Below are 13,781 nucleotides of genomic sequence, written 5' to 3' on the forward strand. Positions count from 1 at the left end.
TCTCCAGGCTCGCCGGACGGCCCGTCCTGCTCGCCGCCGGGCTGCTGGCCGCGCTCGCCCTGCCCTGGTTCGTCTATCCGCCGGTCGCGCTCGACATCGCCTGCTGGGCGCTGTTCGCCGCCGCCGTTGACCTCCTGCTCGGCTTCACCGGCCTCCTGTCGTTCGGCCACGCCGCCTTCTGGGGCGGATCCGCGTACGCCACCGGCCTGATCGCCCTGCACTCCGGGCTGCCGTTCCCTGTGGCCGTCCTGGGCGGGGCTGCCTTCGCCGGTGTCCTCGCCGTCCCGATCGGTTTCCTGTCGGTGCGGCTGCGCGGCATCTACTTCGCGATGGTCACCTTGGCCTTCGCCCAGATGGTCTACTTCGTCTCCAACCAGTGGCGGGACGCGACCGGTGGAGAGAACGGCCTGCAAGGCATTCCCAGGGAGTTCTTCGGCGTCGACCTGTCCGACCCGTTCTTCTTCTACTACGCCGCCCTGCCGTTCGTCCTGGCCGGGATGTTCGTGGCCTGGCGGATCGTCCGGTCGCCGTTCGGGCGGGTGCTGGTGTCCATCCGCGACAACCCGAACAGGGCGCGCGCCCTCGGGTACAGCATCGACCGTTACAAGCTGCTGGCCTTCGTCTTGTCGGCGGTCCTGTCGGGCCTGGCCGGCGGCCTGTTCACCATCGGGCACGGCTTCGCGTCCCTGCAGGGCGTCTACTGGACGACGTCCGGGCAGGCCGTAATGATGGTCGTCCTCGGCGGCATCGGCACCCTGTGGGGCGGTGCCATCGGCGCCGCGCTCGTCGTGGAGCTGCACGACTACCTGGCCACGGCCGGGTTCGAGGAGACCGGGATCATCACCGGCTCGATCTTCATCCTGGTCGTGCTGCTGTTCCGGCGCGGCGTCTGGGGCACCGCGCGCGACCTGGTCGCCGCCCGCACGTCCCGCGAGCGCACCGCACCCGAACCCGTCCCCAAGGTGGACGCCTCCGTCTGAAACGGCGGTGCTGAAAACGGCGGTGCAGGCGCAGCGCCAGCTGGAGCTCCAGGGCGCGCTCGGGGGACTGCCAGTCCTCGCCGAGGAGGCGCGCGACGCGGTCGAGGCGCTGGCTCACGGTGTTGACGTGGATGTGCAGGCGCTCCGCCGTCCGCGACAGGTTCCCGCCCGTCCCGAAGTACGCCTCCAGGGTCTGGACGAGGGCGGTGCCGCGCCGCTCGTCGTAGTCGAGGACGGGCCCGAGCGCGCCCGCGAGGAAGCCCGTCACGTCCCGGTCGTCGCCGATGAGCAGGCCGACGAAGCCCAGCTCGGACGCGCCGGCGCCGTCGCCGCGGCGGCCGAGGGCGAGCAGCGCGTCGGCGCAGCGCTGCGCCTCCCGGTGCGCGGCCGCGACCTCCGCCGGCCCCCGCACCGGGCCGGCCGCGCCGACCGTCGCGGGGCCGCCGAGGGAGCCGCCCAGCTCCTTCGCCACCCGGCGCGCGGTGTCGCCGGGGCGGTCGCCCGGCAGCAGCAGCACGACCTCCTCCACCCGGGAGGCGGCGAGGCCGTGCTCGACGGCCGCGAAGGACGACGCCCAGAACGCCGCTCGCTGCCGGTGCTCGCGGGACTCGTACTTGGCGCACAGCACGACGTGCGGGGCGCTCAGGTCGACGTCCACGCGCCGGGCGCGGGCGGTCAGGGCCTCGACGCCGGTGCGGCGGCCGGAGAGCAGGTCGTCCAGCAGCTCGCCGCGCACCCGGCCCTCCGCCTCGGTGACGCTGCGCTGGAACAGCAGCAGCAGGGCGGTGACGAGCGCCGCGCGCTCCAGGATCCGCTGGTCGGCGTCGTCGACCTCGTCGGCCGTGCGCAGGACGAGCGTCCCGAGCATCTCGTCGCCGGTCGACACCGACGCGATCCACAGGTCACCGCGCCGGACCGTTCTGCCCTGCGCGCGCGCAGAGTGCGCCGAGGCCGACACCCCGGTCAGTTCCTCATCGCTGAGGCCGCCCGAGTCGATGCCCGTCGTCGCGAGCCGTCGGCCGTCCGCGTCTAGGACGTACAGGGTGCCGCCCAGCAGTTCGGTCACGACCGCGCCGACGTCTTCCACGCCGCCGCCTCGCACGACGACGGCCGTCATACGGTCGTGCGCGCGCGCCGCCCGTTCCACGGCCGCGCTGCGCGCCTTGACCTCCTCGTTGGCGGCGCTCAGCTCCTCCAGGGCGGTCCTGGTCTCGTCCAAGAGGCGCGCGTTGTCGATGGCGATCGCGGCGTGCGCGGCCAGCGATCCGAGGAGCGCCACCTCTTCCTGGTCGAACGGACGCTCGCTGCGGTTCGCGGCCGTCAGCACGCCGATGACGCGGCTGCCCAGCCGCATCGGCACGCCCAGGATGGCGACCAGGCCCTCTTCAGCGACCGCGTCGTCGATGTAACCGCGGTGCTGGAACTGCCCGTCACCCAGGTAGTGGGCGCTGTTGTACGGCATCGCCGTCTGCGCCACCAGGCCGACCAGTCCCGTGCCCATCGGCAGCCGCAGCCGCCGGAACGCCGCCGACACCGACCCGTCCGTCACCCGCATGTAGGTGTCGCCGCGCTCGTCGTCGTTCAGCGTCAGGTAGGCGATGTCGGCGCTCAGCAGCCGCCGGGCGCGCCGCGTGATCGCCTCCAGCACGGCGTCCAGGTCGCGCAGCCCGGCGAGGTCGCCGGCGGTGTCGAACAGCGCCGCCAGCTCCGCCTCCCGCCGGGCGTGCCGCCGCATGATCATCCTGACCCGGAGCGCCGCCAGCTTGGCCGCCTCCAGCTCCGCCAGGACGGCCGGCGGCGCGCCGTCCGCCCGCGCCTGGACGAGGGGCCCCTCGAACTCCACGGGGGACGCCTCGCGGGCCAGTAGTTCGAGGAAGTCGCCGCAGGACATACGGGCCATTGTCAATGGGCCGTCCAGCCACCGTCGAGGGCGAGGGACGCGCCGGTCACCATGGACGCGGGCGGCGAGCACAGGTACGCGACGAGCTCCGCGACCTCCTCGGGCTCGATCAGCCGCTTCACGGCCGCGTGCTCAAGCAGCACCCGCTCGACGACCTCGCTCTCAGGGATGCCGTGCGCGCGCGCCTGGTCGGCTATCTGACCCTCCACCAGCGGGGTCCGGACGAAGGCCGGGTTCACGCAGTTGGACGTCACGCCGTACGCGGCACCCTCCAACGCGATCACCTTGGACAGCCCCTCCAGCCCGTGCTTGGCCGCCACATAGGCCGACTTGTAGGGCGAGGCACGTAGCCCGTGTACGGACGAGATGTTGACGATGCGTCCCCAGCCTCGCTCGTACATGCCGGGCAGGGCGTCCCGCACCAGCCGGAACGGCGCCTCCAGCATCAGCCGCAGGATCCGCGCGAACATCTCCGGCGGGAACTCGTGGACGGGAGCCACATGCTGGATGCCCGCGTTGTTGACCAGGATGTCGACATCGGCCGCCAGACCGCCGATCGCGTCCACGTCCGCGAGGTCGGCGCACAGCGGGACGCCGCCGATCTCGGCCGCCGTCCGCTCCGCCGCCGCCCCGTCCATGTCGGCCACCACCACCGCGGCGCCCGCCGCGGCCAGCCGCCGCGCGCAGGCCCGGCCGATGCCGCCCGCGCCGCCGGTGACCAGTGCGCGCCGCCCCGCCAGATCCAGCGTCCCCGAACTCCCCGCGGCGGGCCGCGGTGTCACGCTCGTCATGCGCTGAACCTACGGAGCGCGACCCCCGCCGTCCCATGTGGCGCACGCACACAATCCACCGCCGGACGGTATGGACACGCCGCATCCACATTGTGTTCGCCGTCCGGCACGGCGGCCCGGAACGGGTGGGGCTACCGTTGGGCCCGCACGGTCCCGCCCACGCCGCGAGGGGTCATCGATGACCGAGATCACGCATCGCTTCGTCCAGTCCGAGAGCGGCCTGCGCATGCACGTCGCCGAGGCGGGCGAAGGGCCGCTCGTCCTGCTCCTGCACGGCTTCCCCGAATGCTGGTACTCCTGGCGGCACCAGCTCACCGCGCTCGCCGAGGCCGGATTCCACGCCGTCGCCCCCGACCAGCGCGGCTACGCCCGCACCGGCGGCCCCGCCGAGGCGGACCAGTACACGATCCTGCACCTGGCGGGGGACGCGGTCGGCCTCATCGACGCCCTCGGCGCGGACCGGGCCGTCGTCGCGGGCCACGACTGGGGCGCGCCCGTCGCGTGGGCCGTCGCGCAGATGCGCCCCGACAAGGTGCGCGGCGTGATCGGCATGTCCGTCCCGCACCGGCCCCGCTCCAGCAGGCCGCCGGTCGAGTCGATGCGCCGCCTGTTCGGCGAGGGCTTCTACATGGTGCGCTTCCAGGAGCCGGACGCCCCGGAGGCCGACCTCGACCGCGACCGGGCCGCCACGTTCCGCCGGATGCTGGTCGGGATGTCCGGCGACGGGGCCGCTCCCGCGCTGATCGCCCCCGAGGGCGGCGGCTTCCTCGACGTGATCCCCGAGCCGGAGAAGCTGCCCGGCTGGCTCACCGACGCCGACATCGCGACCTACGTCGAGGAGTACGCCGAGAGCGGCTTCACCGGGCCGGTCAACTGGTACCGCAACCTGGACCGCAACTGGGAGCTGACCACCGCCTGGCACCGCGCCCCCATCGGCCCGCCCGCGCTCTACATCGCGGGCGACCGCGACATCGTCGCCGTCGGCGCGCGGAACGTCATCGACTCCATGACCGACTTCGTGCCGAACCTCCGCGACACCGTCTGGCTGTCCGGATGCGGCCACTGGACGCAGCAGGAGCGCCCCGCCGAGGTCAACGAGGCGATGCTCGCGTTCCTCCGCGCCCTCTGAGCGCGCTTCCTGACACGGGAGTCCCCTTGGAAGCGCTGCGCGACGGCGACCCCCGCCAGATAGGCCCGTACCGGGTGGAGGGGCGGCTGGGCGCCGGAGGCATGGGGGAGGTGTTCCTCGGTGTCTCGCCGGGTGGCCGGCGCGTTGCGGTGAAGGTCATCCGTTCGGAGCACTCAGCGCGCCCTGAGTTCCGGGTGCGGTTCGCGCGCGAGGTCGAGGCGGCCCGCAAGGTGGGCGGCTTCTACACCGCGCAGGTGGTGGACGCCGACCCGGAGGCGCCCGAGCCGTGGATGGCGACGGCCTACATCCCAGGGGCGTCCCTGCGGGATGTCGCCCCGCTGCCTGCCGAGGAGGTCGCCCGGCTCGGTGCCGCGCTGGGCGAGGGATTGGCGGCGATCCACGCGAGCGGGCTGGTCCACCGGGACCTCAAGCCCGGCAACGTCATCATCTCGCCGGACGGGCCGCGCATCATCGACTTCGGCATCGCCCGCGACGTCGGCGCGGGAACGCTCACCGCGGAAGGCGCGGTTCTCGGCACGTACGCCTACATGGCGCCCGAGCAGGTGCTGGGCGAGCCGTCCGGGCCGCCCGCCGACGTGTTCGCGCTGGGCTGCGTACTGGCCTTCGCCGCGACCGGGCGCAGCCCGTTCGACGCCGCGACGATCCCGGCGATCGTGCACCGCGTCCTGCACGAGCCGCCCGTGCTGGACGGGCTGGCGGAGGCGATGCGTCCGCTCGTGGCGTCCTGCCTGGCCAAGGCGGCGGTCGACCGTCCGTCCACCGACCGGATCATCGCCCACCTGGCCGACCTGGACGCCGTGCCTCTCTCGACATCCCCGTCTGATCCGGACGCCGACCGCACAGTGGAGCGCGGCACGACGCCGTTCACCCGCCTGGCGGACGCCGTCCGGCCCGTCGCCGGGGTTCCGCGCCGGACGGTGCTGGGCGGCGCGGTGGCGGCGACCGCCGCCGTTGTCGGGGTGCCCGCGTTTCTGCTCACCCGAGGCGGCGGGCAGCCCCAGGCGTCCGGCGATGCGATGCAGCCGCCCGCCATGACGCTCGCCAAGGACGGGCAACCGGTGGCGGACGTGGCGTTAAGCCCGAACGGCAAAATCCTGGTCTGCGGGACGCCGGGAGAGACCGTGTACCTGTGGGACCCTGCCGCAGGCCACGTCATCCACGAATTGAGCACTTCCGCCGGCACGGCCGCATTGGCCTTCAGCCCGGACGGAAGGCTGCTGGCAACCGGCCACACGAACGCCACCGTCCGCCTATGGGACGTGGAGTCGGCGGACACACGCCCGCCCCGCCCTCTCCGGACGCTCCATGCCAAGGACGTTAAGGTCAACGCTCTCGCGTTCAGCCCGGACGGCCGTGTCCTCGCCGGACCTGGTCGGCTCTGGGACGCCGCAATGGGAGATGTCCTGGGTGACCTCTCCGGCGCTGGGCGTGAACGACGTGGTGTTCAGCTGGGACGGCCGCTGGGTGATGGCCGGAATGGACGGTTTCCAAGGCCGCGCCGAGCCCGGCTCCATCCGGGTATGGGACGCGCGTACTCGCACCTTGGTCGCCCATACCGCCGACCAGGGAAAGAAGACGACTTCACTGGCCATCACCCCGGACGGCCGGACTCTCGTCACCGCAGGGGGCGGCGCCGCGATCCGGCTATGGGACGCCGCCCGAATCCGCATCACAGGCGTCCTCGACTCCGACCGCGCCGGAGACGTCACCGAGGTGGCCGTCAGCGCGGACGGTGCGATGCTGGCCGCCGCCGGCGCCGACCTCACGATCCGGCTGTGGGACCTGGCGACCCGCCGGGTGACCGCCACCCTCGCCGCGTCCGGCGGGCCGATCAGAGGAATCGCGCTGTCGGCGGATGGCCGGACGGTGGCGGGCGGCAGCGAACGCCGCGGACAGACCGCCGTGAACCTGTGGAGCCTGCGCTGATGGAGCCCCTGCGCGACGCCGACCCCCGCCAGATGGGCCCGTACCGGCTGGAGGGGCGGTTGGGCGCGGGAGGCATGGGCGAGGTGTTCCTCGGAGTGTCCCCGGGCGGTCGGCGCGTCGCGGTCAAGGTCATTCGCTCCGAGCATCTAGCGCGGCCTGAGTTCCGGGTGCGTTTCGCGCGTGAGGTCGAGGCGGCTCGCAAGGTGGGCGGTTTCTACACGGCCCAAGTGGTGGACGCCGACCCGGAGGCGCCCGAGCCGTGGATGGCGACCGCCTACATTCCCGGCCCGTCCCTGCGCGAGGCGGCACCGCTGGACGTCGCCGCCGTCCGCGCACTCGGTGCCGCGCTGGCCGAGGGGCTGGCGGCGATCCACACGAAGGGGCTCGTGCACCGGGACCTCAAGCCCGGCAACGTCATCATGTCGCCGGACGGGCCGCGCATCATCGACTTCGGTATCGCCCGTGCGGCCGGCGCCACCGCGCTGACGTCCACCGGCGCGGTCGTCGGCACGTACGCGTTCATGTCGCCCGAGCAGGTCCGCGCGGACACGGCGGGCCCGGAGTCGGACGTGTTCTCCCTCGGCTGCGTCCTGGCGTTCGCCGCGACCGGGCGCGGGCCGTTCGACGCCGCCAACGTGCCGGGGATCGTCCACCGGATCGTCAGCGCCCCGCCCGACCTGACCGGCGTGCCCGCCGAACTGCGGCCCGCGATCGAGGCGTGCCTGGCCAAGGAACCGGAGCGGCGGCCGTCTCCCGCCGAGGCGGCCCGACTGCTGGCGGACGCGCCGCCGCCCGGCCGGACGGGACGCCGTACCGTCCTCGCCGGGGGAGCGGCGGCGGGCGTCGCTGCCGTCCTCGGCGTCCCCGCACTGCTGTGGCGGTGGAGCGGAGAGGACGCCCCGCCCCTGAAGAACCCTCGTCCGGTCGTGCTCGCCGGTGGCCCTGTCGCGACGTTCCAGCTCGCGTTCACCCCGGACTCGGCGACGCTGGTCTGCGCGGGGACCGGGCAGATCTGGCGGTGGAGCGTCGAGACCGGCCGAGGATCCGCGCACGAGCTGGGCGACGAAGGCGCCGACCAGCTCACTGCCCTCAGCGGGGACGGCCGGCTGGCGGCGACCCTGCGCGGGACGGCCCCGATCCAGCTCTGGGACACGGCCACCGGCGCCCGCGTCCGGACGATCATGCCCGAGGGCAGGACGTTCACCAAGGCGCTCAGTGCGGACGGCCGGACCCTGGCGACCGTCGGAGCCAACGGCATCGAACTCTGGGACACCGCGACCGGGCGCCGCACCGGCGCCTTCACACCGCGGAGCGGCGGCACCCTGCGGCTGGCGTTCGACGCGGCCGGCGACAGGATCGCCGCCATCGGCAGCCGCGGCGACATCCAGGTCCACGACCTGCGGGTGCACCGAGACATCACCACGGCCGGACGGGTCAACGTGCTCTTCACGTTCGCCCCGGACGGGCGTACCGCCGCAACAGACGTCGTAGACGACACGGACAAATGGATGATCCGGCTCCTCGACGTGCAGACCGGGAAGCAGCGCCGCGCCCTGCAAGGACACGAGGGGACCGTCCAGGCCCTGGCCTTCAGCCCCGACGGCCGGGTCCTGGCCAGCGCTGCCCAGGACGGGACCATACGGCTCTGGGACACCCGCAGCGGCGACCAGTTCATGTCCCTTGACTGGGAGAGGTCGGACGGCACGACCCTCGCCTTCAGCCGCGACGGCCGCCTTCTCGCCGCCGGAGCAGGCAGCGCCAACGGAAAGGTGAGCCTCTGGCGCTTCACCTAGCGCCCTGTTACGAGGTTCCCGGAAATGTCGGACCCGGCGCGTACGTTCGGCGCGTGAACCGCACCGACCGCTTGTACGCCATGGTGGAGGAGTTGCGCGCCTGCGCGCCGCGCCGCCTCGCCGCGCGCGAACTGGCCGCGCGGTACGAGGTGAGCGTCCGGACGATCGAGCGCGACATCAGCGCGCTCCAGCAGGCCGGCGTGCCGATCTTCGCGGACGTCGGCCGGGGCGGCGGCTACACCCTCGACAAGAGCCGGACGCTGCCGCCGCTGAACTTCACCCCCGCCGAGGCCGTCGCCGTCGCGATCACCCTCTCCCGGGCGGGCGGCTCACCGTACTCCCGCGCCGCCCGCACCGCCCTGCACAAGATCGTCGCGGCGATGTCGGCGGACGACGGCGCCTCGGCCCGCGAGCTGGCCGCCCGCATCCGCTTCATGGCCCCCGCCGGGATCGACGACCCGGCGTCCGTGCCGGCCGTGCTGGAGGAGGCCGTCCTGGCCCGCCGGGTGGTGCGCCTCACCTACGTCGACCGGGCGGGCACCGAGACCGAGCGCGACGTCGAGCCCGTCACGTTCACCGCGTCCGGCAAGGGCTGGTACCTCACCGCGTGGTGCCGGATGCGGGGCGGGTGCCGGGTGTTCCGCACCGACCGCGTCCGACGCGCCGCCCTCCTGGAGGAGACCGCCCCCGACCGCAGCACCGAGGCCATGCACAGCGACATCCCCGCCGACTACGTCGTCCGCCCCCTGGAGTTCGTCTGAGCTCCGGCTGAAGGCGGTCAGGAGCGGGGCTTCGGCGGGAAGATCGCGCTGACGGCGCGGATCACCGCGGCGCGGCGTGCGGCGAGCGCGGGGTCCGTTGCGGCCTGGTCGGCGACGGCGGCCAGTGTGGCCTGGTCGAGCCAGGTATGGGCGAGCTGGGAGACCACCGCCATGACGTCGACCGGATCCCACGAGGCATCCAGATCGCCGGCCTCCTGCGCGCGGCGGATGGTAGCGATCTTGCCGAGGACGGCGTCCCGATAGGGGCTGTCCACGGGTGCGGATGCAGAGGCGGAGGCGGAAGCGGGGGCCAGCTCCAGACGTCCCCACGCGATGAACCGGTACCGGTCGGGGTGCGCGGTGAAGTAGTCGAACAGCTGTCCCGCGTAGTCGGGCAGATCGGCCGGATCGAGATGGACGGCGTCGGCCGCGGCGGCGAGTTCGGCGGCGGCCACGTGCTCGTACAGCTTCTCCTTGCTGCGGAAGTAGGCGTAGATGCGTTCCTTGCTGGTGCGGGCGGCCTTGGCGATCCGGTCGACGCGCGCGCCGGCGATCCCGTACCGGGCGAACTCGTCGCGCGCGGCGGCGACGATCCGGGCGTGGGTCGAGTCGGCGGTGCTGGCCATGCCCTCCAGCCTAGCCAACCGAACCGTTCGGTTTGATTTGCCGGGACGAGTGAGTACTGTGATTGAGGGCCATACCGAACGGTTCGGTTCGTTCTATGCGGTTACGACAGGGAGGGTTGGTCATGCAGAAGCGCACTCTGGGCCGCCAAGGGCTGGTCACTTCGGCGATCGGCTACGGCACGATGGGCCTGACGATGGCCTACGGCCCCGGCGACGAGCAGGAGGGGATCGCCGCCATCCGGCGCGCCCACGAGCTGGGCGTCACCTTCTTCGACACCGCGGAGCTCTACGGCCTGGGCACCGGCTCCAACGAAATCCTGGTCGGCAGGGCGGTCAAGGGCTTCCGCGACGAGGTCGTCCTGGCGACGAAGTTCGGCTTCGACCTGTCGTCCGGGAGGGTCTCCGGTCTCAACAGCCGCCCGGACAACATCCGCAAGGTCGCCGACAACAGCCTGCGCTACCTGGGCGTCGACCACATCGACGTGCTCTACCAGCACCGCGTCGACCCGAACGTCCCGATCGAGGACGTCGCCGGCACCGTCAAGGAGCTGATCGAGGCGGGCAAGGTGAAGTACTTCGGGCTGAGCGAGGCGGGCCCGCAGACCATCCGCCGCGCGCACGCCGTCCAGCCCGTCTCCGTCCTCCAGACCGAGTACTCGCTGGTCGAGCGCGACGTGGAGCAGCTGTTCCCGGTGCTGCGCGAACTCGGCATCGGGTTCGTGTCCTACTCCCCGCTGGGACGCGGCTTCATCACCGGCACCGCCAAGCCCGCCGGATCCTACGACCCGACCGACATGCGCAACCACGACGCCCGCTGGCAGCCGGGCAACTTCGAGAAGAACCTGGCGGCCGTCCAGCGGCTCACCGAGCTTGCCGCCACCAAGGACGCGACGGTCTCGCAGCTGGCGCTGGCCTGGGTCCTGGCCCAGGGCGATGACATCGTCCCCATCCCCGGCACCCGCAGCCCCGCGCGGGTCGAAGAGAACAATGCCGCCGCCGACCTGACCCTCACCCAGGACGACTTGGACGCCATCGCCCAGATCCTGCCGACCGGCGGCTTCGGAGCCCGCTACGCCGAAAAGTCCCTCCCCACCTGGATCTGAGCGTCCCCGGAATCCACCTGACAACCCCGACACAGGGTTGTCGCGCCCTCCGTCCACCCTCGGTTCCACAACACCGACATGGAGGACACATCATGGGCATTCCCGCGTACAACACCGTCGCCTGGTTCCAGATCGGCACCGACACGCCCGACGAGGCCCGCCGCTTCTACGGCGACATGTTCGGCTGGCGCTTCGGGGACGACTCGGCCGACACGGGCTACGAGCTGATCACCTACCCGGGCGGTCAGGCCCCGAGCGGCGGCCTGACCGCCCAAGGCGGCCCGCACGCCGTGTTCTTCGTCCTGGTCGAGGACGTGGACGCCGCCTGCACCGAGGCCGAGCAGCGCGGCGGCAAGATCACCGTTCCCCCGGTGACCGCCGAAAGCGGCCTACGCTTCGCCCACCTGGAGGACCCGTCGGGCAACCGCTTCGGCATTTTCAAGGAGCCGTCCGCCTGACCGTGAGCCGGTCGCGGCGGCGTCCCTCACCGCAGCCACGGGACGTATCGCGGACGTATTGAAAAGTGCATACGCCACCGCAACAGTCTCCCGTCTTCCCTGGAGGCGCGGACCGCAGCAGCAGTCCGCGCCGGAGGACACGTGCCCCGGTTCCGAGAGGTGAGCGTAAAAGGAGAAGGCCGTGGCCGCTGACGGAAAATGGGACCGGCGCGAACTGCTGCGGGGCGCGGTCGTGGCGGCCGGCGCCGCCGCGACCGCGCCGCTGCTCGGCACGGCGGGCACGGCACACGCCGACGGCGGCGGCGCGGACGCGTTGTTCAAGGCCGGGAAGTTCGAGCAGGCCGGCCGCGCGTACGAGCAGATCTTGAGAACAGACCCCGCGAACCTGCACGCGGCGCGCCAGCGCGGCTATGTCGGGCTACTGGCCAACAAGTTCCGCGACGCGGAGAAGTACCTCACGCTGGCCCTTGAACTGGCGCCCGACGACAAGGAGACCAACTGGCTGCTGGGCGACTGCTACATCCGGCAGGACAAGCTCTCCCTCTCCGTGCCACGCTGGCGAGCAGCCGGCGAGAAGGGCTACGCCGAATGGTTCGCGGCGGTCCGCGGCAAGCCGTACCAGATTCACGGCGACATCGGCCGCGTGCCATGGCTGCAGATGGACCCAGTGCCCCTGGTGCATGCCTCACTCAACGGCGGGCCGCCGAAGCGCTTCACGTTCTACACCGGCGCTCCGAACCTGAGCCTGACCGCGACGTCGGCCAAGGAAGCCGGGCTGAGCCCCGTCTACAAGGAGAAAAGCGAGTTCGAAGGCGTCACCATTTGGGTGTACTACGGGGTGCTGGACTCCCTCAAGCTGGGCGGCATCGAACTCCGGAACGTACCCGTTGGATGGTCGTCAACGGAATCGGGCGAAGATGTCGGCACCGGCAGCGACGGAATGATCGGCACGTGGGTCTTCTACCACCTGCTGACCACCTTCGACTATGCAGGCCGGTCGCTGATCCTGCGCCGTCCAACTCCGGAAGCGACCAGAAAGGTACGCGCGGACGCCGCACGGGCGGGCGTCAAGCCGCTGCCGCTATGGCTATCCCGTGATCACGACGTCAGCAGCATCGGCAGCATCGTCGACTCCGGCCCCCGGGTGATGGGCGTGAACTTCGGCGGAGACAGCGGCGCGACCGTCGCAGGCATGCCCGGCGAAGTGGCCGAGCAGTTGGGTATCCGCACTGACTACGACCGCCCGTTCGAGACTTTCGCCCACAGCCATGCGACCACGACCTATCCCTGCTACCCAAAGGAGATCCGCCTCGGCAACGCCGTCGCCAAGGAGGTCTTCTGCGAAATGGACCCGAACATGCCGGTCAACGTCCCGTGGCCCTACGGACCGGGATTCGATGCGATCGGCCACTTCGCCCACTGCTTCTTCAAGCCTTTCAACGTCACGCTCGACTTCACCCGAATGAACCTCTACATCGCCCACGGCAAAGCCACCTGACCGCGGCAGCCAGTAGGCCGGGACGGCCGACGAAGCGAGTGGCCACGGCGGCGTCCGCACAGGGTTGCGGCGACCTAACCGTGGCCGACCGCAGCGGCGAGGTCATCGTCCCTCCAGGTGATCGCCGCGAGCGGCCCGCCCGTCGCCGACGTGCAAGACCCCTCAGGTGGCACCCATCTCACCGACGCCAGGCGGGCAAGGAGGGCGGTGAAGTGCTGGCGAGTGAGGTCTTGGCTGCAGGTTCTTGCTGTCGCGGATGCCGAGGGGCCGTTGAGGTCGGCAACCTAAATGCCGTCGCACGCCTGATGCGAATGCGTCTGAAACGCAGCGTATCCGTGCCCGACCACTCACTTCTGGGCGACGAGATACCCGTCGACACGGACGAGCATTCCCACTGAGGAGTTGCGTGGGGCTGGGGCGAAGGTTGGAGCACTTGCCCCGCAGGGGTCGGCTTCGAGATGCGTTTCGCTGTCCTTCATGGTCGTGGCGAAGGTGCCGCCGTGACAATAACCCACATGCGGTGTTCCGGCATACGGCTGGACACGCCGAGAACGGGATCCTCAGCCCCTTAGCGTGGCTGGTGTGTTGTGAATGGCCTGTTCGGTGTTCGGGGAATTGTGGTGGGGGCGGCGCTGCGTACGGGGCCGCCCCTCCAAAGTCAAGGGCGCCTTCGGCGTCGCTTCGCGATGGGACTCCGTCCCACCCTTGACTTCGGAGCCTCTGCGGCCCCTGAGTGCAGCTTTCGTCGGGCAGGCTCCGCCTGCCCTCTGCCCGACGCGCCGCCCCCACCCCAAC

10 protein-coding genes and 2 pseudogenes are annotated in these 13,781 nt (G+C 71.8%); 9 read left to right on the top strand and 3 right to left on the bottom strand.

The genetic code is table 11. The features are described from left to right. Window positions 1-134 precede the first annotated feature (134 nt). Window positions 135-809 (top strand): annotated as a pseudogene (locus ETD96_RS46960) (branched-chain amino acid ABC transporter permease); the annotation flags it as partial. Window positions 810-855: 46 nt separating this feature from the next. Here ETD96_RS46960 and ETD96_RS29175 read toward each other — a convergent pair. Together ETD96_RS29175 and ETD96_RS29180 are read right to left on the bottom strand one after the other, a co-directional pair. Further along, window positions 856-2,871 (bottom strand): helix-turn-helix domain-containing protein, encoded by a 2,016-nt coding sequence (locus tag ETD96_RS29175; protein ID WP_240808307.1) that lies wholly within the window; start codon window positions 2,869-2,871, stop codon window positions 856-858. An 11-nt stretch (window positions 2,872-2,882) separates the two neighbouring features. Further along, entirely contained in the window at window positions 2,883-3,671 is a 789-nt protein-coding gene (locus tag ETD96_RS29180; protein WP_138639701.1) for a 3-hydroxybutyrate dehydrogenase, read from the bottom strand. A gap of 178 nt (window positions 3,672-3,849) precedes the next feature. Here ETD96_RS29180 and ETD96_RS29185 point away from each other — a divergent pair, with 178 nt between their 5' ends. The 5 genes and pseudogenes from ETD96_RS29185 (at window position 3,850) to ETD96_RS29195 (ending at window position 9,301) form a co-directional block, all read left to right on the top strand. After that, window positions 3,850-4,800 carry an alpha/beta fold hydrolase gene (locus ETD96_RS29185; RefSeq protein WP_138639702.1) on the top strand — a complete coding sequence of 317 codons (951 nt, stop codon included), beginning with the start codon at window positions 3,850-3,852 and terminating at the stop codon, window positions 4,798-4,800. Window positions 4,801-4,901: 101 nt separating this feature from the next. After that, a pseudogene (locus ETD96_RS48230) lies at window positions 4,902-6,071 on the top strand (WD40 repeat domain-containing serine/threonine protein kinase); the annotation flags it as partial. 157 nt (window positions 6,072-6,228) lie between these two features. After that, on the top strand, window positions 6,229-6,747 hold the full coding sequence (locus ETD96_RS46975; RefSeq protein WP_240808310.1) for a WD40 repeat domain-containing protein: 519 nt from the start codon (window positions 6,229-6,231) through the stop codon (window positions 6,745-6,747). Then, window positions 6,747-8,540: a WD40 repeat domain-containing serine/threonine protein kinase gene (locus ETD96_RS46980; RefSeq protein ID WP_240808311.1), complete on the top strand. Its 1,794-nt coding sequence runs from the start codon at window positions 6,747-6,749 to the stop codon at window positions 8,538-8,540. The genes ETD96_RS46975 and ETD96_RS46980 overlap by 1 nt, the downstream gene beginning before the upstream one ends. 53 nt (window positions 8,541-8,593) lie before the next feature. Beyond that, window positions 8,594-9,301 carry a helix-turn-helix transcriptional regulator gene (locus ETD96_RS29195; protein WP_138639704.1) on the top strand — a complete coding sequence of 236 codons (708 nt, stop codon included), beginning with the start codon at window positions 8,594-8,596 and terminating at the stop codon, window positions 9,299-9,301. Between the two features lie 17 nt (window positions 9,302-9,318). Here the strand turns inward: ETD96_RS29195 and ETD96_RS29200 are convergent, their stop codons facing one another. Next, window positions 9,319-9,927 carry a TetR/AcrR family transcriptional regulator gene (locus ETD96_RS29200; RefSeq protein WP_138639705.1) on the bottom strand — a complete coding sequence of 203 codons (609 nt, stop codon included), beginning with the start codon at window positions 9,925-9,927 and terminating at the stop codon, window positions 9,319-9,321. 122 nt (window positions 9,928-10,049) lie between these two features. Between ETD96_RS29200 and ETD96_RS29205 the strand changes: the two genes are divergently transcribed. The 3 genes from ETD96_RS29205 to ETD96_RS29215 all read left to right on the top strand — a co-directional run bounded on the left by ETD96_RS29205 (window position 10,050) and on the right by ETD96_RS29215 (window position 12,986). After that, window positions 10,050-11,030: an aldo/keto reductase gene (locus tag ETD96_RS29205; RefSeq protein WP_138639706.1), complete on the top strand. Its 981-nt coding sequence runs from the start codon at window positions 10,050-10,052 to the stop codon at window positions 11,028-11,030. A gap of 92 nt (window positions 11,031-11,122) precedes the next feature. Continuing rightward, window positions 11,123-11,488 (top strand): VOC family protein, encoded by a 366-nt coding sequence (locus tag ETD96_RS29210; protein ID WP_138639707.1) that lies wholly within the window; start codon window positions 11,123-11,125, stop codon window positions 11,486-11,488. A gap of 181 nt (window positions 11,489-11,669) precedes the next feature. Beyond that, a complete protein-coding gene (locus ETD96_RS29215; RefSeq protein ID WP_138639708.1) occupies window positions 11,670-12,986 on the top strand; it encodes an aspartyl protease family protein in 1,317 nt (438 codons plus the stop codon). Window positions 12,987-13,781: the final 795 nt, after the last annotated feature.

Origin of the sequence: Actinomadura geliboluensis (assembly GCF_005889745.1) — a bacterium.
Taxonomy (GTDB): domain Bacteria; phylum Actinomycetota; class Actinomycetes; order Streptosporangiales; family Streptosporangiaceae; genus Spirillospora; species Spirillospora geliboluensis.